Origin of the sequence: Pseudoalteromonas agarivorans (assembly GCF_024518735.1) — a bacterium.
GTDB classification, from domain to species: domain Bacteria; phylum Pseudomonadota; class Gammaproteobacteria; order Enterobacterales; family Alteromonadaceae; genus Pseudoalteromonas; species Pseudoalteromonas atlantica.
This window is the reverse complement of sequence record NZ_JANIGJ010000007.1, coordinates 129,441-154,995: the sequence shown is the minus strand read 5'-3', so window position 1 is coordinate 154,995 and position 25,555 is coordinate 129,441. Positions and strand designations below refer to the sequence as shown.

Annotated in this window: 21 protein-coding genes; 10 read left to right on the top strand and 11 right to left on the bottom strand. The window is 40.4% G+C overall.

The window, feature by feature from the left end:
• Window positions 1-4: 4 nt before the first annotated feature.
• The 10 genes from NQT65_RS13785 to ampD form a co-directional block, all read right to left on the bottom strand.
• Entirely contained in the window at window positions 5-1,051 is a 1,047-nt protein-coding gene (locus NQT65_RS13785) for an ABC transporter ATP-binding protein (protein WP_256851399.1), read from the bottom strand.
• Window positions 1,052-2,683, bottom strand: coding sequence for an ABC transporter permease (locus tag NQT65_RS13780; protein WP_256851398.1), 1,632 nt, complete (start codon window positions 2,681-2,683; stop codon window positions 1,052-1,054).
• Window positions 2,683-3,687, bottom strand: a complete 1,005-nt coding sequence (locus NQT65_RS13775; protein WP_256851397.1) for a Fe(3+) ABC transporter substrate-binding protein — start codon at window positions 3,685-3,687, stop codon at window positions 2,683-2,685. The genes NQT65_RS13780 and NQT65_RS13775 overlap by 1 nt, the downstream gene beginning before the upstream one ends.
• Window positions 3,688-4,462: 775 nt before the next feature.
• Window positions 4,463-5,149 carry a tRNA-uridine aminocarboxypropyltransferase gene (locus tag NQT65_RS13770; RefSeq protein WP_256851396.1) on the bottom strand — a complete coding sequence of 229 codons (687 nt, stop codon included), beginning with the start codon at window positions 5,147-5,149 and terminating at the stop codon, window positions 4,463-4,465.
• 253 nt (window positions 5,150-5,402) lie between these two features.
• Window positions 5,403-6,830, bottom strand: coding sequence for a dihydrolipoyl dehydrogenase (gene lpdA, locus NQT65_RS13765; RefSeq protein ID WP_126008273.1), 1,428 nt, complete (start codon window positions 6,828-6,830; stop codon window positions 5,403-5,405).
• 175 nt (window positions 6,831-7,005) lie between these two features.
• Window positions 7,006-8,916: a pyruvate dehydrogenase complex dihydrolipoyllysine-residue acetyltransferase gene (gene aceF, locus NQT65_RS13760; RefSeq protein ID WP_256851395.1), complete on the bottom strand. Its 1,911-nt coding sequence runs from the start codon at window positions 8,914-8,916 to the stop codon at window positions 7,006-7,008.
• Between the two features lie 10 nt (window positions 8,917-8,926).
• Complete coding sequence (gene aceE, locus NQT65_RS13755) at window positions 8,927-11,593, bottom strand: pyruvate dehydrogenase (acetyl-transferring), homodimeric type (RefSeq protein ID WP_024031395.1); 2,667 nt, start codon at window positions 11,591-11,593, stop codon at window positions 8,927-8,929.
• 90 nt (window positions 11,594-11,683) lie between these two features.
• Complete coding sequence (pdhR, locus tag NQT65_RS13750; RefSeq protein WP_004588597.1) at window positions 11,684-12,433, bottom strand: pyruvate dehydrogenase complex transcriptional repressor PdhR; 750 nt, start codon at window positions 12,431-12,433, stop codon at window positions 11,684-11,686.
• Window positions 12,434-12,837: 404 nt separating this feature from the next.
• Window positions 12,838-13,689 (bottom strand): beta-lactamase regulator AmpE, encoded by an 852-nt coding sequence (ampE, locus tag NQT65_RS13745; protein WP_256851394.1) that lies wholly within the window; start codon window positions 13,687-13,689, stop codon window positions 12,838-12,840.
• A 13-nt stretch (window positions 13,690-13,702) separates the two neighbouring features.
• Window positions 13,703-14,257 (bottom strand): 1,6-anhydro-N-acetylmuramyl-L-alanine amidase AmpD, encoded by a 555-nt coding sequence (gene ampD / locus NQT65_RS13740; RefSeq protein ID WP_256851393.1) that lies wholly within the window; start codon window positions 14,255-14,257, stop codon window positions 13,703-13,705.
• Between the two features lie 215 nt (window positions 14,258-14,472).
• Between ampD and nadC the strand changes: the two genes are divergently transcribed.
• The 8 genes from nadC to yacG all read left to right on the top strand — a co-directional run bounded on the left by nadC (window position 14,473) and on the right by yacG (window position 22,737).
• Entirely contained in the window at window positions 14,473-15,318 is an 846-nt protein-coding gene (nadC, locus tag NQT65_RS13735) for a carboxylating nicotinate-nucleotide diphosphorylase (RefSeq protein WP_248530497.1), read from the top strand.
• Window positions 15,319-15,792: 474 nt separating this feature from the next.
• A complete protein-coding gene (locus tag NQT65_RS13730) occupies window positions 15,793-16,230 on the top strand; it encodes a pilin (protein WP_126008285.1) in 438 nt (145 codons plus the stop codon).
• Window positions 16,231-16,296: 66 nt separating this feature from the next.
• Window positions 16,297-17,640 (top strand): O-antigen ligase family protein, encoded by a 1,344-nt coding sequence (locus tag NQT65_RS13725; RefSeq protein ID WP_164521629.1) that lies wholly within the window; start codon window positions 16,297-16,299, stop codon window positions 17,638-17,640.
• A gap of 89 nt (window positions 17,641-17,729) precedes the next feature.
• Window positions 17,730-18,959 carry a type II secretion system F family protein gene (locus NQT65_RS13720; protein WP_126008287.1) on the top strand — a complete coding sequence of 410 codons (1,230 nt, stop codon included), beginning with the start codon at window positions 17,730-17,732 and terminating at the stop codon, window positions 18,957-18,959.
• Between the two features lie 152 nt (window positions 18,960-19,111).
• Window positions 19,112-20,014 (top strand): prepilin peptidase, encoded by a 903-nt coding sequence (locus NQT65_RS13715; RefSeq protein WP_126008289.1) that lies wholly within the window; start codon window positions 19,112-19,114, stop codon window positions 20,012-20,014.
• Between the two features lies 1 nt (window position 20,015).
• Window positions 20,016-20,636: a dephospho-CoA kinase gene (gene coaE / locus NQT65_RS13710; RefSeq protein WP_256851392.1), complete on the top strand. Its 621-nt coding sequence runs from the start codon at window positions 20,016-20,018 to the stop codon at window positions 20,634-20,636.
• Between the two features lie 146 nt (window positions 20,637-20,782).
• Entirely contained in the window at window positions 20,783-22,459 is a 1,677-nt protein-coding gene (gene pilB, locus NQT65_RS13705) for a type IV-A pilus assembly ATPase PilB (RefSeq protein ID WP_126008292.1), read from the top strand.
• Between the two features lie 47 nt (window positions 22,460-22,506).
• Window positions 22,507-22,737 (top strand): DNA gyrase inhibitor YacG, encoded by a 231-nt coding sequence (gene yacG / locus NQT65_RS13700; protein ID WP_138685529.1) that lies wholly within the window; start codon window positions 22,507-22,509, stop codon window positions 22,735-22,737.
• 67 nt (window positions 22,738-22,804) lie between these two features.
• Here yacG and NQT65_RS13695 read toward each other — a convergent pair whose 3' ends face one another.
• Window positions 22,805-23,296, bottom strand: a complete 492-nt coding sequence (locus NQT65_RS13695; protein ID WP_004588607.1) for a Spy/CpxP family protein refolding chaperone — start codon at window positions 23,294-23,296, stop codon at window positions 22,805-22,807.
• A gap of 175 nt (window positions 23,297-23,471) precedes the next feature.
• Between NQT65_RS13695 and NQT65_RS13690 the strand changes: the two genes are divergently transcribed.
• Together NQT65_RS13690 and NQT65_RS13685 are read left to right on the top strand one after the other, a co-directional pair.
• Window positions 23,472-24,161 (top strand): response regulator, encoded by a 690-nt coding sequence (locus NQT65_RS13690; RefSeq protein ID WP_004588608.1) that lies wholly within the window; start codon window positions 23,472-23,474, stop codon window positions 24,159-24,161.
• On the top strand, window positions 24,139-25,554 hold the full coding sequence (locus tag NQT65_RS13685; protein WP_256851391.1) for an ATP-binding protein: 1,416 nt from the start codon (window positions 24,139-24,141) through the stop codon (window positions 25,552-25,554). The genes NQT65_RS13690 and NQT65_RS13685 overlap by 23 nt, the downstream gene beginning before the upstream one ends.
• The last annotated feature ends 1 nt before the right edge of the window (window position 25,555 follow it).

Below are 25,555 nucleotides of genomic sequence, written 5' to 3'. Positions count from 1 at the left end.
TTTGTTATGATTCGAAAAAATTCACCGTGTGAGGTTTTATTTTTATTATAACCTGCTCATTTATTTCAAATGACTGGCCATATTGTGCGGCAACTTCAATCTCTTGCTCTGCAATTACAACAGTGTAAACATAAGCCGAGCCTATAAACCGACGGCTTAAAATGCTCACACCTTGAGGGTTATCGGCCTGCGTATTTTGCGCAAGCTCAATATGGTGTGGACGAATATACACCTGCCCTTTTATTGCACTGTGCGTATGCTCATGCTGCGATTGCACAACACCAAAAGGCGTTGTGTATTCAGTTGCCGTTAACACTTCTGCGCCTAAGTATATGCCCTGACCCAGAAACTCTGCAACCTCCTTTGTCTTTGGCACGGCAAAAAGCTGCTCTGGTGTACCTTGTTGGGCTATTTTTCCTTGATGCATAATGGCTAGCGTGTCTGAAAACGCAAAGGCTTCTTCTTTTGAGTGGCTAACAAATACCGCAGAAACCTGCTGCGCTTTAATAATGCGCCTAATATCAGCAATTAACTCAAAACGTACTTGTGTGTCTATGTTCGAAAAAGGCTCATCAAGAAGCAATAAACTAGGCTTATAAGCCAAAGCCCGCGCAATAGCCACGCGTTGCTGCTGGCCACCCGAGAGCTGATGAGGGTAGCGTTTTGCACACCCCGTTAAATGCACTAGCTCTAGCATTTCCTCTACCCGTTGCTGTTTTTGCGCTTTGCTTACTTTACCCAGCCCAAACGCAATATTATCGGCCACACTGAGGTGCGGAAACAAGGCATAATCTTGAAACATCATCCCTATATTACGATGCTCTGGTGATACAAATGTATGCTTATCGCTTACACATTTGCCATCTATAAATACGCTACCTTCATTTATTTCAATAAGGCCAGCAATTGCTTTTAAGGTGGTTGTTTTACCGCAGCCGCTGGCCCCGAGCAAACACACAATTTCGTCTTGACCCACCGTTAAATCTAAATTGTGTAGCACGTGCGTGCCACTGTAGTGATAACCCACACCTTGTAAATTTAAACGGCTCATTTAACTGCGTTGCTCCATAGAACGATTAATAAAATACAAGGGGATCAACCCAACCAAAACAATAAATAAAGCGGAAATAGAAGCAAGCTCAAGCTGCTCATCGCTCACATATTGAAATACATGTGTGGCTAAACTTTCAAAGTCAAAAGGCCTTAATAGTAATGCGGCTGGCAGCTCTTTCATACATTCAATAAATACAAGCAATGCAGCTGTTAAAAGACCTCTACGTAATAAAGGAAGGTGCACTAAGCGCAGTGTTTGCCCTTGGCTTTTACCCATAGATTGGCTAGCCATATCCAGTGATGGACTAATACGTACAAAGCTCGATTCTATAGCACCGTGCGCAATGGCATAAAAGCGCACTAAGTAAGCCAGTATAATAGTGACAATGCTGCCGGTTAGTAATAAGCCTATATCTAGGTTGTAGCTCTCAAGGGCTATATTTATTGAGTTTTCTAATGCGCTAAGCGGTAATAACACAGCAATAGCCAGTACCGTACCTGGCAGTGCATAGCCGGTGCTCGCTAAGCGACCAGGTATTAAAGAATAGCCTTGCTTTGCCACACGGTGATAAAAAACGATTAGTGTAGCGAGTACTATGCTGATTACGCTTACAGTAATAGCTACTTTTAAACTTTGCCACGCGTAACTAAAAAATGCCGTGTTCCACGCTTTATCAAAGTAAGTTATTGCATAATTTAGCAATACCAACATAGGTATAATAAAAGCAATGAGCAAAATAACACTGCAAAATGACGTAGCCAGCCATGCTTGTTTACCTTTAAGTTTGTATAACGACTCGCTATTAACACCTGATTGACGCTCAAACACGGCTTGGTTACGCCGACTAAAGCGCTCCGCCATTAAAGCTAAAAACAGCAGTAACAGCATAACGCCCGATATTTTCGCTGCAGCCGTGAGTGAGTAATAACCAAACCATGTATCGTACACTGCGGTGGTTAAAGTGCTCACTGCAAAGTAACTTACCGTTGCATAGTCGGCCATGGTTTCCATGCTTATGAGCGCAAGGGCTGCCACAATTGAGCCACGAGAAAGCACTATACTTACCTTAAAAAAGCTTTGCCAAGGCGATAAACCCATTAATTGACTAGCTTGCACTAGCTTAAATGACTGCTCTCGCAGTGCGGTTTTAAAAATTAAAAATAAATACGGATACAGCACAAGTGCAATCATTACAATAGCGCCGGGCAAAGTGCGAATATCAAAAAACCAATAATCCGTTGGCGAGTGCCAATCAAACCAGTCTCTTAGGGCTATTTGCACAGGGCCAGCGTAATCTAGCAAATCGGTATACACATAAGCTATTAAATAGGTAGGCATTGCAAGGGGCAGCATAAGCGCCCATTCAAATTGCTTTTTTCCGGGGAAGGAGCAATACGCACTGAGCCAGCCAAGCGGTAGCGCAATTGCACAGCTAAGCAGGCATACGCCAAAAATAAGCAGTACGGTGTTAGTAATATAATCCCACAGCACGGTATCCCACAGATGAGAAAATACCTCTGAGTCGCCTTGTAAAGATTCATATATCAGAAAAAACAGCGGGGCCGACAATAAAAGCCCTGTCGACCAAGCAAAGAGCTGCCATTTAGACAGCTTAAATATAAAATTCATTAAAGGTCGAACTTCACCTCATCTATTAGCTTAAGGGCTAACGGACGATATTTACTGATCTCATCAAGTGCTAGGCCGTCTTCTTTAAAGCTTCCCCAAGAGGCCACTAAACTTGATAGCTCAACGCCTTGCTTAACCGGGTACTCCATATTTACTGAGGCATACATATTTTGTGCTTGGGTTTCGCTCATAAACTCAATAAGCTTAAGGGCATTATCAGGATTTTTTGCATATTTAGTAATGACAGCACCCGAAACATTTATGTGTGAGCCGCGATTTTGCTGATTAGGAAAATTAATATAAACAGACTCAGCCCACGCTTTTTGCTCGTCGTCTTGAAGCATTTTGCCAAGGTAGTAACTATTACCTAAAGCAAGATTACACAAACCTTCTTTTACCGCTTTTACCTGCGCGCGATCGTTCCCTTGTGGCTTACGTGCTAAATTAGCTTTAACACCTTCTAACCATGTTTTAGTTTTTTCCTCACCGTGATGAGCAATCATCGAAGCAACTAAGCCAAGGTTATAAGGATGCTTGCCAGAGCGTGTACAAATTTGTCCTTTGTACTGTGGGTTAGCCAAATCTTCGTAGGTGAGTTCAGGTAATGCACCTAGGCGCTCTTTTGATGAATACACATTGCGAACCCGCTTAGTTAATGCCACCCACTGCCCGTCGCTATCTCTATACGACGCAGGAATATTGTTTTTAATGCGATCACTTTTAATACTTTGCGTTAAATTTAGATCTTCTAGCTGAATAAGTGAACTAAAATTAGATGTTAATACTAAATCGGCTTTACTGTGTTTTCCTTCACGCTTAACACGCTCTATTAACCCTTTTTTTGCAAAAACCACATTCGTTTTAATGCCTGTTTGCTTAGTGAAGTCGGTTAAAATAGGTTGAATTAAAAACGGTTGACGAAAAGAGTAAATATTAACAACATCGCTCGCAAACGCAGGCGAAGCGCTAATAATACAAGTAAGTATAGCCAGTGCAGTTCTCATATCAATTTACCTAAATAGTAATTATTTACAGGGGATGTTATCGTGATAAGTGAAAATATACACTCTTTACATAAATGTAAATAAGTAATTAATGACCAAAAAGGAAATACCGCGTAAGACATTTCTTACAGAGATGACAGCTAATGAGTAAAAAAACCTATAACAACCCAGCGAAACCAACATAAATCATTGTTTTTATTCAATTTATTATAAACACTCATTTTTTATAAGTAAATCTATAGCCGTTTTAACCTATTTTAGTTGCACCAGCACGCTACAATTACTACATCAACCAAGCAGTGATGCTTATCGAGTAAAAGGAAATGGACTGCTTACTCGAACAACCAATGATTAGGTTACTACGGACAACACGGAAATTAGGACAGGCTCAGGATGAGTATCGCAATGGATTGTTGCACAAAGGAACGTATCAGGACGATACAGCAAGGATAACAACAGCGGATAGTTGTTTAACAGGATGTGATAGGAATTGAATGGACAGGCCCTTGAGGCAACACAATGGAATTGTAAATTAATGGACTGCACTAGGAGGTGCCAAAAGGAATAGGTAATAGTTTTTACCACTACAGGATGTACAGGGATTTAAAGGAGATAGGCCCGGATAGCCTAAATTACATAGAACTAAAAAGTAATATCGTAATCACATGGATAAGTAAAAATTGGAGTTGATTAAGTTCAATTGCAGGATGCAAAATTAGAAGATTCCGCAAGCGCGCCTAGAGATAGAGCGCGCTTTTCTTTGCCTAAAATTAAGTTACTGTGGCCTGCCCTTATTTCGCTTACCAAGTAAGTACGCATCACGAAATTTTATAAAGTGCTGTTCAAGCTTTAAGGCGGCATCTTGCTCACCTGCGAGCGCTAACACCATAATGCCTACCTCAGCAGTGCCTAACTGATATGCGTGAGGTGCAACGCGTAAACGGTAATCTGATAGTTTATCTGCGGTGATCGACAACACCGGTAGATTATCTAGGTACGGGCTTTTGCGGATCATTTTTTTAGCTTCGCGCCAGGTGCCATCTAAAAATATAAATAATGGCTTTTTGCCAGGCTCAATGTTTACTTCGGTGGTTGCCCTGCCCGGCTCTACATCTTCAGCTGGAAATATCACCATAGGTTGATAATCAGCGTTGTTTAATAAAGCTAACAGCTCAGCGCTTGGCTCTGTTCTGTCCCATCTAAATGCATAGTTGTCAGGGACTATTTCAGCAATTAAACGCCCTGTGTTTGACGGTTTAAAGCTTTCATTATGATACATTAATAAACACACGCCAGCATCGCACAGCGCTTGTTCTACCCCCTCACATATACAGTAATGCTTAGCAATTAAACACTGCTCACAGCGATCCATTTTGCCGCCACGGGCATTAAATTCGCGGCGCGATTCGCTAATTTGCTGAGCACGTAAAACTAATACTGAGTTATGTTGGGGATTTTTCAAGAGGGCTATTACCTAAAATTTGTTCGGCGCGTATTGTAGCTAAAATAAAAGGGAATAGATATCAGCTATCAGCTATCAGCTATCAGCTATCAGCTATCAGCTATCAGCTATCAGCTATCAGCTATCAGCTATCAGCTCAAAATAAAAAACGATACCAACAAAAGCTAGTTTTGTTTTATTTTTTTAATTGGCGGCTATAAAAACAAAAACCCAGCAAAAGCTGGGTTTTTAAAGGCTAAATTAAAAAGTTAAATTACTTCTTCTTTTTAACTGCTTTTTTGTTTGGTAAATCAGTGATTGAACCTTCAAATACTTCAGCTGCAAGGCCGATAGATTCGTTCAATGTAGGGTGAGCATGAATTGTTAATGCGATATCTTCGCCATCAGCACCCATTTCAATACCTAGGCCGATTTCGCCAAGCATTTCGCCTGCGTTAATACCAACCATAGCACCACCAATGATACGACCACTGTCTTTATCAAAGATTAGTTTAGTTTGACCTTCTGTACGAGCAGATGCAATTGCACGACCTGAAGCAGCCCACGGGAATACCGCAGTTTCAATGCTTAAGCCTTGCTCTTTTGCTTCTTTCTCAGTAACACCTACCCATGCGATTTCTGGGTCAGTGTACGCAATTGAAGGAATACATTTAGGGTCGAAGAAGTGCTTCTGACCAGAGATAACTTCTGCAGCAACATGGCCTTCGTGTACCGCTTTATGCGCAAGCATAGGTTGGCCAACTAAGTCACCAATTGCGAAGATGTGGTTTACGTTAGTACGTAATTGCTTATCAACATTAATAAAGCCACGCTCATCAACGTTTACGCCTGCTTTATCTGCATCTAAAAGCTTACCATTTGGCGTACGGCCAACAGCTACAAGTACTTTGTCATAACGTACGGCATCAGCTGGAGCGTTTTTGCCTTCAAATGATACGTATAAGCCATCATCTTTCGCTTCAACGCCAACAACTTTAGTTGAAAGCATAACGTTGAACTTGTCTTTAACGTAGCGAGAGTAAATTTTAATTACGTCTTTATCAGCAGCTGGTACTAGTTGGTCTGCAAATTCTACAACATCAACTGTAGAACCTAATGAGCGGTAAACTGTGCCCATTTCAAGGCCGATAATACCACCACCTAATACAAGTAGTTTTTCTGGTACATCTTTAAGCTCTAGTGCGCCAGTTGAATCAATTACACGGTCATCTTCTGGGATGAAAGGTAAGTTAACTGGTTGAGAACCTGCAGCAATAATTGCATTTTCGAAAGTGATAGTTGTTGTACCGTCAGCACCTTCAACAGCTAAAGTGTTGCTGCCAGTAAATTTACCGTAGCCATTTACTACTTTTACTTTACGCATTTTAGCCATACCGTCGATACCGCCAGTAAGCTTGCTTACTACAGAATCTTTCCAAGAACGGATTTTATCTAAATCAATTTGTGGCGCGCCAAACGAAACACCGTGAGATGACATTTCAGCAGCGTCATCAATCACTTTAGCTACGTGTAAAAGTGCTTTTGAAGGAATACAACCAACATTAAGACATACGCCGCCTAATGTTTCACGCGATTCTACTAATGTAACTTCTAAGCCCAAGTCAGCAGCACGGAAAGCCGCAGAGTAACCACCAGGACCACCGCCTAGTACAACAACTTGAGTTTTTAATTCGTTGCTCATGCTATTACCTTAATTGTTTGAACGGGACACTGCCCTAAAATTTAACTGCCATGTTTCTGCATGGGCAGAAAATCAGAGCAATTCACAAATAGTGCAAAGATTGTATCATTGCATATAGTAAAAATCCCAGCTAAAAACAACTGGCTGGGATTTGATTTTGTTCATATTGTAGCGATTACATCACTAATTGACGTATGTCGCTCATGTAGCTAGCAAGCGTTGCGGTAAAGCGTGCAGCTAGAGCACCGTCAATCACACGGTGATCGTACGACATAGAAAGCGGAACCATTAATTTTGGTTCAAAGTCTTTACCATTCCACTTAGGTTTCATTTCAGATTTAGACACACCTAAAATAGCCACCTCTGGTGCATTAACAATCGGCGTAAATGCCGTACCGCCAATACCGCCTAAGCTTGAAATAGTAAAACAGCCGCCTTGCATATCAGATGACGTTAACTTACCTTCACGCGCCTTTTTAGAAATATCCATCAGCTCGCGAGATAGTTCAATAATGCCTTTTTTGTCCACATCTTTAAATACTGGAACAACTAAGCCATTTGGCGTATCTACTGCCACACCAATATTGATGTACTTTTTAAGGATAAGGCTTTCACCGTCTTCAGACAATGACGAGTTAAACGTTGGGAACTCAGCAAGTACTTTAGCTACCGCTTTCATCACAAACACAAGTGGTGTGATTTTAACGCCAAGCTTTTTCTTCTCGCTTAACACGTTTTGTTCTTTACGGAACACTTCAAGGCTGGTGATATCAGCTTCGTCAAACTGTGTAACATGTGGGATTTGCACCCAGTTACGGTGTAGGTTTTTACCCGACAGCTTTTGAATACGCGATAGTTTTTTCTCTTCAATTTCGCCAAATTTAGCAAAATCTACTTTCGGCCACGGAATTAAGCCAAGCTCACCACCGCCCGCATTGCCTTTACCAGCAGGTAATTGGCCTGATTCAACTTGCTTAACTAGGTTTTTAACATAGTTTTGCACGTCTTCTTTAACTACACGGTTTTTACGCCCTGAGCCTTTAACGTTTGCTAAGTTAATACCAAACTCACGCGCTAAGCGGCGAACAACTGGCGATGCATGAGCATATGCGCTGTTGTTTTCAAAACCTTCATCGCTTGCTTTAGCAGCAGGTGCAGCTTGAGCTGGCGCAGACTCGGTTTTTGCTGGTGCAGCCGCTGGCTTTTGCTCAGCCGGGGCTGCTGCTTTTGCTGGCGCACTGCCTGCAACTTCAAAAACAAACACAAGTGAGCCAGTTTTGACTTTATCGCCAGCGGCCACTTTAATTTCTTTAACGGTACCAGCAAACGGGGCTGGTACTTCCATTGCCGCTTTGTCGCCTTCAACGCTTAAGATAGATTGCTCTTCTTCAACCGTATCGCCAACAGCAACCATGATTTCAGTTACTTCAACTTCATCATCGCCAATATCAGGCACGTTTACTTCTTTTGTGCTTGGCTCGGCGCTTTGAGTAGTCTCTGCTGGCGCAGATTCTTGCTTTGGCGCATCTGATGCAGGTGCACTTGAGCCAGCAACTTCAAAAACAAACACTAAAGAGCCTGTTTTTACTTTGTCGCCTTCGGCTACTTTAATTTCTTTTACAGTACCGGCAAAAGGAGCTGGTACTTCCATAGATGCTTTATCGCCTTCAACACTTAAAATTGACTGCTCTTCATCTACGCTGTCACCAACAGCGACCATGATTTCTGTTACTTCAACTTCGTCGTCACCAATATCTGGTACGGTTACTTCTTTAGTTGAAGAACCTGAAGCTTCTGCAGGTGCAGATGCCTCAGTTTTAGCTGGCGCTTCTGGCTCACTTTGTGAACCTAACTCTTCGCCTTCAAAAATCATGATTAACGACCCTGTTGTGACCGTGTCGCCTTCGCTTACTTTAATTTCTTTGACTGTACCTGCTTGCGCAGCAGGTACTTCCATTGATGCTTTATCGCCTTCAACGGTTAGTAGCGATTGATCAACATCTACTTTGTCGCCAACGCTTACTAAGATTTCGGTTACTTCTACGTCATCGCCACCGATATCTGGTACATTAATTTCAATACTCATTGCAAACCTCTTATGCGTACAGTGGATTTAGTTTATTTGTGTCAATGTCGAACTTTTTAATTGCTTCAACAACCACTGACTTTTCAACATCACCACGTTTAGCAAGTTCAGATAACGTAGCAACAACCACGTAGCTTGCATTAACTTCAAAGTGACGACGTAAGTTTTCACGGCTATCAGAGCGTCCGTAACCATCTGTACCAAGCACTTTATAGTTGCTGCTTGGAATAAATGAACGCGCTTGCTCTGCGTAGTTTTTCATGTAGTCGGTCGCAGCAACAGTCACTGAGTCGTTTAATACGCTAGTGATGTATGGCGTTTTTTGCTCGCTTTCTGGGTTAAGCATGTTGAAACGCTCAACGTCTTGACCGTCACGGGTAAGCTCATTGAATGATGTTACTGAGTAAACATCAGAAGCAATACCGTACTCTTCGCTTAAAATAGCTGCAGCTTTGCGCACTTCAGTCATGATAGTACCTGAGCTTAATAGCTGTACGTTGGCTTTTTTACCTTCGTAGCTTTCAAGCTTGTAAATACCTTTACGAATACCTTCTTCAGCGCCTTCTGGCATTGCTGGTTGATGGTAGTTTTCGTTCATAAGCGTTAGGTAGTAGTAAATGTTTTCTTGGTTTTCACCGTACATACGACGAATACCATCTTGAATAATTACCGCTACTTCAAATGCGTACGTTGGGTCGTAAGAAATACAGTTAGGAACCGTATTTGCAAGAATGTGGCTGTGGCCATCTTCGTGCTGCAGACCTTCACCATTTAGTGTAGTACGACCTGCTGTTGCACCTAATAAGAAACCACGTGCTTGTTGGTCACCCGCCATCCATGCCATGTCGCCAACACGTTGGAAACCAAACATAGAGTAGTAAATGTAGAATGGGATCATAGGTAAATCGTTAGTGCTGTAAGATGTTGCAGCAGCTACCCATGACGACATTGCACCTAGCTCGTTAATACCCTCTTGAAGTACTTGGCCTGATGTAGCTTCTTTGTAGTAAGAAACAATATCGCGGTCTTGAGGGGTATAGTTTTGGCCATGTGGATTGTAAATACCGATTTGACGGAATAAACCTTCCATACCAAATGTACGTGCTTCATCAGCAATAATTGGCACAATGTTTTTACCAATGCCTTTGTCTTTTAGCAACACGTTAAGTGCACGTACAAAGCCCATTGTGGTAGAAATATCACGTTTTTGCTCTTCAAGTAGCGGCTTAAACGCGTCTACTTCTGGCAGTTTTAGCTCTTCAGTAAATTTAGGAATACGTGTAGGTGTGTAACCTTTAAGTGCATCACGGCGTGCGTGTAAGTACTTGTATTCTTCTGAACCTTCTTCAAGCGTTAAGTATGGAAGATCTTTAATTTGCTCTTCTGATACTAAATCTTGTAGGCCTAAACGGTCACGTAAGTGTTCAACATGGCTCATGTCCATTTTTTTCACTTGGTGCGCAATGTTTTTACCTTCGGCCGCTTCACCCATGCCGTAACCTTTTACAGTTTTAGCAAGAATCACGGTAGGACGGTCGTTGGTTTGCTCAGCTTTTTTAAATGCAGCATAAAGTTTTGATGGCTCATGACCACCACGCTTAAGCGCAAAAATTTCGTCATCAGTCATATCTGCAACAAGTGCAGCTGTTTCTGGATAACGGCCAAAGAAATGCTCACGTACGTACGCGCCATCTTTAGCTTTATATGTTTGGTAATCACCATCAATTGTTTCGTTCATCAATTGTAGTAATTTACCTGATGTATCTTTAGCTAGCAGAATATCCCACCCGCTGCCCCATACAACTTTAATTACGTTCCAACCAGCGCCTTTAAATAGGCCTTCTAGTTCTTGGATAATTTTACCGTTACCCATTACTGGGCCATCTAAACGCTGTAAGTTACAGTTAATTAGGTAACATAGGTTGTCTAGCTTTTCACGTGCAGCAAAAGAGATTGCGCCGCGTGATTCTGGCTCATCCATTTCACCGTCACCTAAAAACGCGTATACACGTTGGTTTTTAGTGTCTTTTAAGCCACGGCCGTCTAGGTATTTTAAAAAGCGTGCTTGGTAAATAGACGCAATTGGACCTAAGCCCATAGATACCGTTGGGAACTGCCAAAATTCAGGCATTAATTTAGGATGCGGGTATGACGGTAAACCTTTGCCATCTACTTCTTGACGGAAGTTATCAAGCTGTTCAGCCGTAAGACGACCTTCAACAAATGCACGCGCATAAATACCCGGAGAAATATGACCTTGGTAGTAAACTAAGTCACCGCCGTCTACCTCATTTGGCGCTTTGAAAAAGTGGTTAAAACACACTTCATAAAACGCAGCTGATGATTGGTAAGACGCCATATGGCCGCCTAAGTCGAGATCTTTTTTCGATGCACGTAATACAATCATGATTGCATTCCAACGAATAATCGAACGAATACGACGCTCAAGGTTTACATCCCCTGGGTACGCCGGTTCTTGATCTACTGGAATAGTATTAACGTAGTTAGTTGTTGTGCCAGTTGGCATATCAACGCCGTCTAAACGGGCTTGCTCTAACACTTGCTCAAGTAAATACTGAGCTCGTTCAACACCTTCTTCGCGCACAACTGATTCAAGAGCTTGTAACCACTCTTGTGTTTCTAGCGCGTCTACGTCAATTTTATTGACTTCAGACATATGGAGGTTTCCTTATGTTTAAAATACGAATGTTGTTAATTTAATACCACGTATACCTAATTTAGTGTGTTCTAAGTACAGCGTATTAGCTTAATTTTGTTTTGTGCGTCTTAAACTACGTTCAATTCGCGAATGCTCTTTACCCGCTTCAAGTAATGCTTCTTCAATAAAGGCTAAATGGGCATTACTTGCTAAACGGGCTTGTTCTGGATTGCCCTCAATTACGGCATCCATTAATAAGCGCCTGTGCTGGGCTAATTGATTGCTAATATCTGGTTTTTTTAATAAAACCGTTAAGTTTTGCAATACATTTTGCTCCAGTAGCGCTTGCATGCCTCGCACTAAGTGAAGTAAAACCACGTTGTGTGAGGCTTCGGCTACACTAAAGTGAAACGCATTAATTGCTTTGGCTTTTAATTGTAAATCGTTATTAACTTGAGCAATTTTATCAAAGCTTTGTTTAACCTTGGTAAAATCGGTGCTGGTACCACGAAGCGCCGCATAATATGCAGCAATCCCTTCAAGCGCATGACGAAATTCAAGTAAATCGAACTGTGATTCAGGATGCTTACTGATCAAATCAAACAACGGATCAGTGAGTCCTTCTTCAAGCTGATTTTTTACAAACGTGCCACCGCCTTGCCTGCGAGTGACCAATCCTTTTGCTTCTAGCTTTTGGATAGCTTCACGCAGTGAGGGGCGAGACACCTCAAACTGTTTTGCTAGTTCGCGCTCTGGCGGCAGTTTTTCACCTGGCGCTAATGAGCCCTCAAGAATCATATTCTCAAGTTGCTGTAAAATAACATCAGATAATTTTGCTGCTTTAATCTTTAAAGACATTAATCAACGTCCACGTTGCATAAATACTAAAAAGCCTAATTTTGAAGGCCTAGAGCTTGACGATTCACCCAAAAGGTAAATTGGTCATACCAAAAATTTTCAATAAGGTATCAAAAAGGCAAATAACTGTCAATTTACGGGTTATTTGAGCAATTAGAGTAGCGTAACGCATTTTGAACGAAGTTCAAACAATGCACAATTGAGGTTGTTTTATTCAAACGTTAACAAGATGAAAACAAATGGTCTGACCAGAGTGGATTAGAATATTCACTCTAGTTGAATTTATTGAAGAAATTAATTTTTGAATTAGAGAAGGCCCTTGCTGCGGGCTTACCCCGCGACTAATTATCCTGCCGCGATACTCACCCTAAGCGCGGCGTACATTGCGCGATATAAAATCGCGACTACGATAAACCGCCAAATAAAGTAAGCAGTGCGATAAGTACTAAATAAAAAAGCACGTTGCGTTTAACTAATTTAATCATACAAGTGGCTTCAATAGCACATCCGTAATAACGCTGTTCTACTTGCTCAGCCGCAAGTGCTGTACACGTAACAACTTTGCGGTTTGGCGTTTTAAAATCCAATACATAATGCAGCCAGCAGCTTGTACCTTTATTAAAGTTACCAATGACTAAATAGCCAAAGCTTGCAACACGCGCTGGTAGCCAATCTAGCCAAAATAATAATTTATGCAGCAGCGTAAAACGATTTGCAAACACCACTTTATGGTTTTCTTTGACTAAATCGGCCAACGTACGCACTATTGCATACAACACGGCTCCTGGGGCGCCAAGCATTACAAACCAAAAAATAACGGCGCAATAAAATCTAAAATTAATCCACGCTAAGGTTTGCCCAAATGTTTCTCCGCCCTCTTCATCCTCTAGGTGTTTTTGCCCCATTTGTAGTGCGTATAATGAGGCCGCGGTTTTATCATCCCGCGTTAGTGCATTTAAATACGACTTATACAAAGCGCGGTGCTTAGCACAACCAAAACAAACCAATAAAACCACAACATTTATAGCTAATTGCCACAGTACAAAGTCAGAGAGTACATATATAAGCGCAACAGCCACTACCGGCAAAACTAACCAAATTAAAAAGCCAATCGCCGAGCCAAACAATCCGTTTTCACTAAGTAATTTACCCGAGCGATTTAAATAACCATTAACGTAATGGCTTATTTGCCAATACTGTGAGCGCGCACCTAAACGCTCAAGTATTAGTGCAATAATTATAGAAACTAAAATCATGATAGCGACTCACTTAATTTGCTTGTTCTAGCCTGCTTATATAAGCTGGCCAATTAAAACTTTCCCCAGGGTCGGTTTTTCGCCCAGGTGCTATATCGCAATGCCCTACTACTCTCTTAGTGGTTATAAGCGGGTAACGGGTCATAATTGCCTTTGTTAGATTATGTAAGCTGGTGTACTGCGCCTGAGTGTAAGGTGTGGTATCTGTACCTTCAAGCTCAATACCTATACTAAAGTTATTACATGCGCTTTGCCCTTCATATTCAGATTGCCCGGCATGCCACGCGCGTTTATTAAATGGCACATATTGAATAATCTCGCCAGTACGCTTTATAAAACAGTGCGCTGACACTCTAAGCCCATTTAAATCACAAAAACTGGGGTGCGCCTTACAGTTAATTTCCCCCATAAACAGTGCATCAACGTGTTCGGTGCCAAATTGCCCAGCCGGCAATGAAATATTATGAATTACCAACAGCGAAATATCGGTATTTTCAGGGCGCTCATCAAAATGCGTACAGGGCCGCTGTGTTATATTAGCGACAACTCCGCTTGAATCTATCTGCATTATTTTAATACCACGGTATACATAAACTTGATGCTAAAGGATTTATATAAAGAATGATAGCCATTGCGGCTAGCTAACATTCAGCTGGTAGCATAACTTTTAGCAGCCACGCTATATATGTAGGTGTAATAAACCCCGCTCATTTAAAAGCGCTTCTATTAGTTATTTAAACATAGTAAAATTTGCTTAATTTATTAACACTTATGAGCCTTCATATGTCAATTTCGCACACGCTTATTACTCAACTTGTCACCCTCGCCTTAGATGAAGATCTAAATTATCAATCTGCACAAGACGGTGACATTACCGCGCAGCTTATTCCACAAAACGAGCACGCAAATGCTAAAGTAATTACCCGCGAAGACTGCGTTTTTTGCGGTAAAGACATCATTATAGAAGTGTTTAAGCAAGTAGATCCAAGCGTTGAAGTAAACGTATTAGTAAATGATGGCGACTTTGTGCCAGCAAATAGCACCTTATTTACAGCTAAGGGCTCTGCCCGTGCTATTTTAACTGCAGAGCGTACCGCGCTTAATTTTGTACAAACGCTTTCAGGTACCGCAACCACAACTGCAAATTATGTAAAAGAGCTTAGCGGCACCACAACCCAGCTGCTCGATACCCGTAAAACAATACCAGGGCTCAGGCTACTTCAAAAATACGCTGTTAAATGCGGCGGAGGTGCAAATCACCGTATAGGCTTATTCGATGCGTTTTTAATTAAAGAAAACCACATAGCAGCGTGTGGCGGAATTGATAAAGCAGTCGCACAAGCCAAGCAAAACCACCCTACAAAACCCGTAGAAGTAGAGGTTGAGTCGTTAAGTGAACTTGAGCAAGCCATTAATGCAGGCGCCGATATAATCATGCTCGACAATTTTAGCGTTGAACAAATTCAGCAAGCTGTGGTCACTACTAATAAGCGCGCTAAATTAGAGGTTTCTGGCAATATGACGCTAGAAACGCTTAAAACTTACTCGCAGGCAGGTGTAGACTTTATATCCAGCGGCGCACTTACAAAAAATTTACAATCAATCGATTTATCGATGCGTTTTGTATAAAAGCACGACAACAATTTAGTTTTATTGATGCTAATTAATTGACAAAACGCATGAAAAGACTTTTAATAATCCAAAAGGCTTACTTTGTAACATTTTGTTAAATAAAGTATCCTTTTTAGAAAATTTTGTGTGCTTTAAGCATAAAAAAAGTGTTAGACTAACCCTGTTGTATTACTTCCTTGAAAAATATAGTAATAAGTAACTGCTTTTTGTTTTAATCTTCAAAAAATACCTAAAAGATTAAAGCAAATGGTCAGTATGTTTCCTATATTTAGTCTACTTTGTGTTTAGGTAGTCTGTGCAAGTTGCAACATAATGAACTCACATTTAGCTTTTGTGTTTCATACCTAAGGCTAAAAGTACGTGAAAATTTATTTTTAAGTAAATCTGTAAAGTTAATCAGGTAAATTAAGCTTGGCACTTTCGCCAGTAACCTGACTATCTTACAAAACATTATCCTTTAGGAGAGGAAACATGAAAACAATGACTCAAAAACAACAGGGTTTCACCCTAATCGAATTAATGATTGTTGTAGCAATCATCGGTATTCTTGCTGCAGTAGCATTGCCAGCATATTCAAACTACCAAGCATCTTCAAAACTTACAGCTGGTTTAGCTGAGATTACTGGCGCTAAAACTGAAATGGAAATATTAGCCAATAATGGCGAAGATGTTGATGATGTTGATGATATTAAAGCAATTAAAAACGCTACTACTCAAAATTGCACTATAGAAGCCACTATGACCGATGGTGAGGGTACTATTATCTGCAATATTGAAAATGCTCCTTCACAAATAACTGACGCAGTATTAACGTGGACGAGAAATGCATCAGGCGCTTGGTCATGTGCGACTTCTGGTCTATCAGGTGATGCCACAGACTTAGCTCCAAAGAGCTGTCCTCACTCTTAATGCTCTATTAATTAAGACTTAAAAGCGCCTAGTGAGGCGCTTTTTTAATGCTGCAAATTAGCACTTATGAATACTAAAAATATAATAAAAACACTCCCCATCAGTTTACTTTTTATATATGCGTTAATTCCTATAATTCCTATAGTTTCCTACGATTATCATAACCACCAACGAATCATCCAAATAGCTTTCTTAATTAGTCTAAGTCTTCTAGCTATTACTGATCTTTTCTCTAATAAAAAACCTATCAGAAAATCATTATTAGATAAAGAAAGTGGCGTCTTGCTATGTACCTTTCTATTTTGTGGTTTCTTATCATCGTTGATGAGTGAAGAGCAAAGTTTTAGCTTGCTTTATACATTTCATATAAGTTTATTTATTGTATGTATGTACTATGTAAGTACCATAAGTGATAAGAAATCTATTTTATTTATCATTTATGTATTATTAATATCCCACACAAGCTTAGTATTAATTTGTTTGCTCAACATCATTTTTACGCTTTCTGAGCAGCAACCACTAAATCCTTATATAATATATTCTGGCTTTATCAATATCCGCTTTTTTAATCAGGTACAGGTCTTTATTCTTCCTTTTTTAATACTACTTCTGAAATTTAAGAATATTCAACGCATCGTATTCATAGTTTTATTTTTAAACCTGTTACTCATATTTATTGGTCAAGCCCGTGGCGCTTTGCTCTCTTTTCTAACCTTCTCGGTGTTAGCCCTTATATTAAAAACCTCTTTAAAAAAGCAAATACTAACAGGGTTAGCTTGCCTAGTTGTAAGCTATATTAGTTTTTATGTACTGGATTCACTTAATCAAGGAGGTGCTGAAATACTCCGTACAAGCTCATCAGGACGCATTGACTTGTGGCAGAATACGTTATTCAATTTAACTTGGAAGAACTTACTAATAGGAAATGGTCCCGGGGTATTTGAAATGTCGCTGGGAAGCTCTGCACCCTTTAGCCATCCACATAACTCATTAATTGAAATTTTGAATGAATGGGGTGGAATTGCTCTTATATGTATTGTTGTGTTGGTATTTACAATGCTAAAAAAAGCATTTACACACTTAAGAAAACATAAAAATGATATAGTTACAGAAGGTATTTTTTATTCTTTTACTATAGGTTTAACCTATTCGCTATTCTCTGGTGTGCACGTGATGCCTGTTTCACAGACTTTATTATTTATTATGTGGGGTTTACTAATTGGAAGGGTTTATAAGAAGAAAAACCAGCCACTTTCCATTAATATGTATGTAAAATTTTTTTTAGCATGTGTATTTATTCTCGGATGGGCATTCTACTTACAAAAAGCAATAGAAATTTATAATAATATAGACCCTGATAAAGGCTATATATACGGCCCACGGTTTTGGTCTGTTGGCCAGCGTTTTTGACAAAACATATTTTCTACCAAGAATCATTAGTTTAAGTTATGCTTATGATGATTATAAATCTTTAACCCGAATAAAACTGAGTACTTCCAATGGCAAAAAAACAAGAAGATAAAGGCCTTGATACCTTTCAATGGGTAGGCGTAAGTGCACGAGGGAAAAAACTTGAAGGGGAGCTAACAGGCTCTAGTGTTGCCCTAGTTAAAGCCCAGCTTAGAAAACAAGGTATCACCCCATCAAAAGTTAAGCGCAAGCCTAAGCCGTTATTTGGCATACAAAGTGTTCAAAAAATTACTCCTAAAGATATTGCGTTAGTTACACGCCAAATTGCCACTATGTTAATGGCCGGCGTTCCATTAATTCAAGCCATTGAAATGATTGGCTCAGGTTCCACCAACAAAAGTGTTGGTAAGTTAATGGAAACCATTGGCGATGAAGTTAAAGCAGGTCAACCTCTCTCACAAGCACTTAGAAAACACCCTCGCTATTTTGATGATTTGTATTGTGATTTAGTGGCATCGGGCGAGCAATCGGGTGCGCTTGATAAAATATTTGACCGGGTAGCTTTATATAAAGAAAAATCTGAAGCGCTCAAATCAAAAATTAAAAAAGCGATGTTTTACCCTATCTCAGTATTGGTTATTGCTGGCATTGTAACCTCTATTTTACTTATATTCGTAGTACCTCAGTTTCAAGATATATTTGCAGGATTTGGCGCACAACTACCTGCCTTTACCTTATTTGTTATTGGTATATCGGAATTTATGCAGGAATATTGGTGGGTGATTTTAATAGCCATTGTTGGCTTTGGTTACGCGTTCAAAGAAGCCAAGCTCAGAAGTTTAAAACTTAGAGATGCAACAGACCGGGCTATATTAAAACTCCCTGTAATTGGTATGATTTTAAATAAAGCCGCTGTTGCACGATATGCTCGTACGCTTTCGACCACCTTTGCTGCGGGTGTACCCCTTGTTGATGCGCTTGACTCAGCTGCTGGTGCATCCGGTAATGCTGTGTATCGCTATGCTATTTTAGATATTAAAGCAGAGGTGAGCTCGGGTAATCAAATGAACTGGGCGATGCGTAACTCTAAAATATTCCCTGATATGGTTATTCAAATGGTAGCCATTGGTGAAGAGTCTGGCTCGTTAGATGGTATGCTAGCCAAAGTAGCAACAATTTACGAGCAAGAGGTTGATGATGCAGTTGATGGCTTATCTAGCTTATTAGAGCCGCTTATTATGGCAGTGCTTGGTGTGCTTGTAGGTGGCTTAATTGTTGCCATGTACTTGCCAATTTTCCAGTTAGGCTCTGTAATTTAAAAGCATAGCTGTAAGCTGTAAGCTGTAAGCTGTAAGCTGTAAGCAAAATTTCAAACGCTAATTAATAGCTCGCAAGATAAAATGAATAGTAAGAACTATTCAACAAAGCAAAATAAAATTGGCCTATAAATGGCCTGAAGTTAGGTATTTTAATGGAAAATTTTTTTCTTGATATAACCACTGCGATGCAAAGTCAACAGTGGTTTTATTTAACCACCGTTGGCTTAGTTAGTTTATGTGTAGGTAGTTTTTTAAATGTAGTTATTTATCGACTGCCGTTAATGATGCAGCGAGAATGGCAAAGTGAATGCAGGTTACTATTAGAAGATGAGCTAACAACCAAACCTACACAAGCCAGTAACAGTGAGCCATTTAATTTAGTAAAACCTAATTCTACCTGCCCTAAATGCAATACCGCAATTAAGCCTTGGCAAAATATCCCTATTATTAGTTGGATTATACTTAAAGGTAAATGCGCTAATTGCAGTAACCCAATATCAGCACGTTACCCAATAGTTGAAGCCATTACCGCACTATTGAGTTTAGTTATTGCCTATAGTTTTGGGGCTACTGAGCACGCCCTTTTATATATTTTTGTTACCTGGATTTTAGTGGCGCTCACCTTTATTGATATTGACCATATGCTACTGCCCGATCAGCTCACTTTACCTTTAGTATGGCTTGCGCTCATAGCCGCTGTAATGGGTTTAACAATAAGCCCGAGCGAAGCAATAGTGGGGGCAGCATGCGGCTATTTAAGCCTGTGGAGTGTATTTTGGCTATTTAAGCTATTAACCGGTAAAGAAGGCATGGGCTATGGCGATTTTAAGTTACTGGCCGTGTTTGGCGCACTGCTTGGCTGGCAGTCACTATTAACCATTATTTTGCTTTCAAGTGTGGTGGGCGCCATTATTGGTATTGCCCTTTTAAGTATCCAAGGTAAAGACAAAGCAACCCCTATCCCATTTGGCCCCTATTTAGCCATAGCGGGTTGGATAGCACTGCTGTGGGGCGCTCAAATTCAAGCTGCGTATTTTAATTTAATTGGTTATTAGTATGAATGAGCCAGCAACTAAAATAAACAATTGGGTATTGGGTTTAACAGGCGGTATTGGCTGCGGTAAAACGGCTGTTAGTAATATGTTTGAAGAACTGGGTATTTGCGTTGTTGATGCCGACATTATTGCTCGCCAAGTAGTAGCGCCTAATAGCACAGGGTTAAATGCAATTATTGAACACTTTGGCGAGGGTATTTTACTGCCCGATGGTACATTAAACAGAGCAAGGCTGCGCACTAAAATATTTACCAACAATGATGATAAAGAGTGGCTTAATGCACTATTACACCCACTTATTCGGGAAAAAATACTCACCGATTTAAATAATGCAAGCAGTGCTTATGTTGTATTAGTTGCACCATTATTGTTTGAAAATAAACTTAACAAATACTGCAACCGTACTTTATTGATTGATGTACCACAGCCTGTGCAGATTGAACGTACTATAAAACGCGACAATATTAGCCTTGAGCAAGTAAATAGCATTATAGCGTCGCAAATGCCGCGTGAAGAAAAACAACAAAAAGCTGATGATATTCTAAATAATGACCGCGATTTATCGCTTGTTCATGCAGAACTTGTTGTTCTTCATAAAAATTACCTACAATATGCAGTATAAAATACAACTAATGCCCCTTAATGCGGTCATAACAACATAAACTCGTAATTTGGTTAGCAAAAAAGGTGTTGATAAGCACAGCGAATTTAATCACCTGCTTTTTTCTGATAAATTGTTAACTATTGAAGGACTAAAATAGGTGCGCAATGAATATTAACTCACCGTTATTGAGAAAATTTATAACGCTTGGCCGCATTGATGCCGATACCGTAAAAGCAAAACAGCAAGAGTTTGCCTCAACCGCTGAGCTTATATCTAAATGTGGAAAAATTGACAGCAACGACTTAGCTGAACAATGTATAGACTTATTTCGCGTACCGTATTTTGATTTAAAAGACTTCGACCCTGCACAAATCCCCGAAGACTTAGTTAAAGAAAAGCTAATACGTAAACACCACATTTTACCGTTGGTTCAAAAAGGCAGAAAAGTATACATTGCCGCCTCAGATCCGACCGATTACGGTGCCTTTGAAAACTTTGAATTTAGCACCGGCTTATCGTGCGAAATAGTCGTGGTTGACTATATTCAGCTGGATAGCAAAATTGAGCAACTACTTGATGCTGCAGGCAGCTTAGATTTAAGCGCCGATGAATTTAAAGAGTTTGCCGACTTAGATAATGAAGGCCCTAAAGAAACCACACCTAAAGATGATGATAAAGACGATGCGCCAATCATTGTTTATATCAATAAAATATTAATGGATGCCATTAAAAAAGGCGCTTCTGATTTACACTTTGAACCTTACGAGCACAAATACCGTATTCGCTTTCGTATTGATGGCATTTTGCATGAAGTTGCCAACCCTCCCAATACCTTAGCAAGTAAACTGTCGGCGCGTATAAAAGTAATGTCGAGGCTCGATATTGCTGAAAAACGTAAACCACAAGATGGCCGTATTAAATTAAAAATTACCGAGCGTAAAAGTATCGATTTTCGTGTAAGTACTATGCCTACGTTATGGGGCGAAAAAATAGTAATGCGTATTCTTGATTCATCAAGCGCTATGCTAGGTATTGATGTATTAGGTTACGAAGAGGATCAGAAAAAGCTTTATATGGATGCGCTTGGGCAACCGCAAGGCATGATACTAGTTACCGGCCCAACGGGCTCTGGTAAAACCGTATCGCTTTATACAGGTTTAAATATACTTAACCAGCCAGAGCGTAACATTAGTACCGCCGAGGATCCGGTTGAGATAAACCTTGAAGGGGTTAACCAAGTACAAATTAACCCGAAAGCCGAAATGACCTTTGCTAACGCCCTGCGTGCCTTTTTACGTCAAGATCCAGATGTAGTGATGGTAGGTGAAATACGTGACCTAGAAACCGCAGAAATTTCAATTAAAGCGGCGCAAACGGGTCACTTAGTGTTATCTACACTACATACCAACTCAGCGCCCGAAACCATAACACGTTTATTAAATATGGGCGTGCCTGCGTATAACGTGGCAAGCTCTATAAGTTTGATTATTGCCCAGCGCTTAGCTAGGCGTTTATGCCCTAAATGTAAAACCCCAGAAACACTGCCAGCAGAAGAATTGGCTCGTCAAGGATTTAGCACAACACAAATTGAAGACATGACACTATACGCACCTAAAGGCTGTGAAAATTGCACCGATGGTTACAAAGGCCGAGTGGGTATTTACGAAGTCATGCAAATTACTCCTGAAATTGCACAAATTATTATGCGCGGTGGCAACTCGCTCGAAATCGCAGAGGTATCGCTACAAGCTGGGTTTAATAACTTGCGATTATCGGGTTTACGAAAAGCCGCCGATGGTTTAACGTCTCTGGCTGAAATTAATCGCGTAACTAATATGTAAAAGTGATAGCCCTAATTTGGGCTAAAACACATTGTAGAGAGTAAAGTATGCCAACAATTGTTAACTGTCCAACCTGTAAAAACAAAGTTGAATGGTCACAGCAAAGCCTACATCGTCCTTTTTGTTCTAAGCGTTGTCAGCTTATTGATTTAGGTGAATGGTCTTTTGAGAACAATAAAATATCAACGCCTATTACCTCGGCTAACCAAATTAGCCAAGATATGATTGAAGATATTGAAGAGATGATGGCAAAAAACGATGACGACTTTTTTAAATAAGCGTTTTTCACCCTCTTAAACGACAAAAGCCAGCATTAAGCTGGCTTTTTAGTGTTTAATCTATAAATTAGTCTCTTTGCTTACGGTGTTTTTTACCCATACGCTTTTGCATTTTTGCAAACTTTTCTTGCTGCTCTGCGTTAAGTACCTGCATTACTTGATGCTGTGTTTTTAGCTTAATTAAGCCAAACTCAGTGCCTTTTTCGTGGCGAGCAGCTAATAGCTCTTTTGCAGCGTTTTCGTCAAATGTTGGTGCGCTAAGTAGAGCATCCATTTTCTCTTTTTGAGCCTTACGCTGTGCTTTACGGGCCTCTTTATCATCGCCACGTAATGCTTTCATTTGTGTTTTTTGCGCTTCAAAAATAGCTTCAAGCTTAGTTTGCTGTTCTTGCGTTAAATCAAGCTTGTCGGCACCGCGCTCAGATAATAAAAAACGCGCTTGAGAATGGCCTTGCTTATCGTGCATGCCGCCTTTTGCTAATACGCTACCGGCGCCAAGTGTAGCCGTTGCTAGACCACAAATAAGTACTAATTTTGAAAGTGTATTTACTTTAGTCATAATCATCACCTTAATATTGGATGGATTGAATTTGGTTGTGGCTGCTAAGCCAGTGAGTTAACTATACCTCTTGCAACGCAAAGTAACGCAAAGCAGTGTAAAGGTTGTGTAAAGATTCACTTTTGCACAATTTAAGAAGTAAAATAACCATATAGAAATTGCCTAAGGGTTTGAAATGAAGCTATTAATGATTGATGACGACACAGGTTTGTGCGAACTACTTACTGAATATTTAGCCGCGCAAGGTTTTGACGTACAAAGCGTTCACGATGGCGAGCAAGGTTTAAAGCTTGCTCTATCAAATGACTACGCGCTGATATTGCTTGATGTCATGCTCCCCACCCTTGATGGCTTTGAAGTACTTAAACAACTTAGGCAAACAAAGTTAACACCGGTTATTATGCTTACTGCAAAAGGCGAAGACTTTGACCGCATTTTTGGCTTAGAACTTGGCGCAGACGATTACATACCCAAGCCCTTTAATCACCGCGAGTTACTTGCCCGTGTAAAAGCCATTACCCGCCGTATAGAGCACATAAATAGCCTAAACGTTGCAACGCCTAGCAAAATGAATATAAATGGCATTACAGTTAATTTGGCAGCCCGAGAGGCCGCTATTAACGAGCACACCCTCACGCTTACTGGCACAGAGTACGAAGTACTGGTGTTATTAATTAAAAATGCCGGCGAAGTTGTCAGTAAAGAGCAAATAAGTGAAGAAGTGCTAGGCAGGCGCTTAGCTTCGTTCGACCGCTCAATTGATATGCACGTTAGCAATATTCGAAAAAAAATAGCTGAGCATATTCAAGGCGAGCGAATAAAAACAATGCGAGGAACAGGCTATGTCTTCATCCAAGGTGAGTAACAAACATTACTTTGCATGGCTAAAGCACCCTCGACATTATTTATTTTTTAAAATATTTATTTGGTTTTGGCTAACAATAACAGGCACGGTGGCTGCGCTTATATTTTTAAGCAACATTACGGCAATTAATGCAGTAAGCACCGAGCCTTTGCGTGGGCCAATGAAAAAAAACCTAATTTATACTGCTAAAAGCATTGAGCGAAGCGCCACTAAGCACAAACGCACCCTTGCTGATGTTTTATCGCACCCTAGGCTTTCAAAACGAAAAATTTTATTTTTAGGCGCGGCACAACCCGAAGACGCATTAAGCAATAAAGAGATCCCCGCTGAAATAGATTTAAACTTACTTAGCTTTAGTCAAAACTTGGCACCACAGGTCATTTTTACCGAAAAATACCAAGCTTTCGGCCCTGTTAATATTAGCGTGCCAGAGGGGCAGTTTTACCTCTACGAAATAGACATTAACCACCAACCTCCTTTGCTCATGCGCTTTAAGTTAATGCCGAATTGGATGAAAGTACTCGTGGCTATTTTTGCCTCTTTAATCCTGAGTTTTATTTTTAGTCGCAATTTAATCGCACCGATTAACAGCCTTAAAAAAGCAGCTATAAAACTTTCATCAGGCGATTTATCAGCGCGAGTTGCCATACCTGCAAGCAGAAAAGACGAGCTAGGGGTACTTGGACGCGACTTTAACAGCATGGCTAATCAGCTTGAGCAACTTATTAGTGCCCAAAAGCGCTTACTGGCTGATATATCTCATGAGTTACGCTCCCCGCTTACGCGTTTAAAAATGGCAACAGGCCTTGCACAAATGCAAGCCAACGAGGCAAGCCAATCGTATTTATTACGTATAGAAAAAGAAGCAAACCAGCTTGATAAAATGATTGCCGACGTGCTGCAAGTGTCGCGTTTAGAAGCGCAAAGCCAAACACTGTCACTGCAAAAGCAATCGTTAAAAGGTATAGTAGAACACGTATTAAACGATGCGCAGTTTGAAGCCAAGCAAAATACTAAAACACTTACTTTTAGTGGCAATGCCGATGTAATGCTAAGCTGCGATGAATCATTAATTGCCAGCGCACTCGAAAACCTATTACGTAACGCAATAAAATACGCGCACAGCAACATTAGCTTTAACGTACACTATAACAACCAAATCTATATAGAGATTTGCGACGATGGCCCTGGCGTTCCAAATGAGCAACTGAGCAAGCTTTGTGAGCCCTTTTTTAGGCAATCTGATGCTCGCGACAGAGTAAGTGGCGGCACAGGGCTTGGCTTAGCTATCGCTAAAAATGCTATTATTGCCCACGGCGGTAGTTTAGCGCTATCTAATAAAGAAAAAGGCGGGCTTTGTGCCAATATCACCCTGCCACTAATTAAAGAGTAAG

What these genes read in the sequence shown, in the direction of transcription:
- NQT65_RS13785 (WP_256851399.1), bottom strand. Translation starts at nt 1,051, where the DNA reads ATGAGCCGTTTAAATTTACAAGGTGTGGGTTATCACTACAGTGGCACG.
- NQT65_RS13780 (WP_256851398.1), bottom strand. Translation starts at nt 2,683, where the DNA reads ATGAATTTTATATTTAAGCTGTCTAAATGGCAGCTCTTTGCTTGGTCG.
- NQT65_RS13775 (WP_256851397.1), bottom strand. Translation starts at nt 3,687, where the DNA reads ATGAGAACTGCACTGGCTATACTTACTTGTATTATTAGCGCTTCGCCT.
- lpdA (WP_126008273.1), bottom strand. Translation starts at nt 6,830, where the DNA reads ATGAGCAACGAATTAAAAACTCAAGTTGTTGTACTAGGCGGTGGTCCT.
- aceF (WP_256851395.1), bottom strand. Translation starts at nt 8,916, where the DNA reads ATGAGTATTGAAATTAATGTACCAGATATCGGTGGCGATGACGTAGAA.
- aceE (WP_024031395.1), bottom strand. Translation starts at nt 11,593, where the DNA reads ATGTCTGAAGTCAATAAAATTGACGTAGACGCGCTAGAAACACAAGAG.
- pdhR (WP_004588597.1), bottom strand. Translation starts at nt 12,433, where the DNA reads ATGTCTTTAAAGATTAAAGCAGCAAAATTATCTGATGTTATTTTACAG.
- ampE (WP_256851394.1), bottom strand. Translation starts at nt 13,689, where the DNA reads ATGATTTTAGTTTCTATAATTATTGCACTAATACTTGAGCGTTTAGGT.
- ampD (WP_256851393.1), bottom strand. Translation starts at nt 14,257, where the DNA reads ATGCAGATAGATTCAAGCGGAGTTGTCGCTAATATAACACAGCGGCCC.
- nadC (WP_248530497.1), top strand. Translation starts at nt 14,473, where the DNA reads ATGTCAATTTCGCACACGCTTATTACTCAACTTGTCACCCTCGCCTTA.
- NQT65_RS13730 (WP_126008285.1), top strand. Translation starts at nt 15,793, where the DNA reads ATGAAAACAATGACTCAAAAACAACAGGGTTTCACCCTAATCGAATTA.
- NQT65_RS13725 (WP_164521629.1), top strand. Translation starts at nt 16,297, where the DNA reads ATGAATACTAAAAATATAATAAAAACACTCCCCATCAGTTTACTTTTT.
- NQT65_RS13720 (WP_126008287.1), top strand. Translation starts at nt 17,730, where the DNA reads ATGGCAAAAAAACAAGAAGATAAAGGCCTTGATACCTTTCAATGGGTA.
- NQT65_RS13715 (WP_126008289.1), top strand. Translation starts at nt 19,112, where the DNA reads ATGGAAAATTTTTTTCTTGATATAACCACTGCGATGCAAAGTCAACAG.
- coaE (WP_256851392.1), top strand. Translation starts at nt 20,016, where the DNA reads ATGAATGAGCCAGCAACTAAAATAAACAATTGGGTATTGGGTTTAACA.
- pilB (WP_126008292.1), top strand. Translation starts at nt 20,783, where the DNA reads ATGAATATTAACTCACCGTTATTGAGAAAATTTATAACGCTTGGCCGC.
- yacG (WP_138685529.1), top strand. Translation starts at nt 22,507, where the DNA reads ATGCCAACAATTGTTAACTGTCCAACCTGTAAAAACAAAGTTGAATGG.
- NQT65_RS13695 (WP_004588607.1), bottom strand. Translation starts at nt 23,296, where the DNA reads ATGACTAAAGTAAATACACTTTCAAAATTAGTACTTATTTGTGGTCTA.
- NQT65_RS13690 (WP_004588608.1), top strand. Translation starts at nt 23,472, where the DNA reads ATGAAGCTATTAATGATTGATGACGACACAGGTTTGTGCGAACTACTT.
- NQT65_RS13685 (WP_256851391.1), top strand. Translation starts at nt 24,139, where the DNA reads ATGTCTTCATCCAAGGTGAGTAACAAACATTACTTTGCATGGCTAAAG.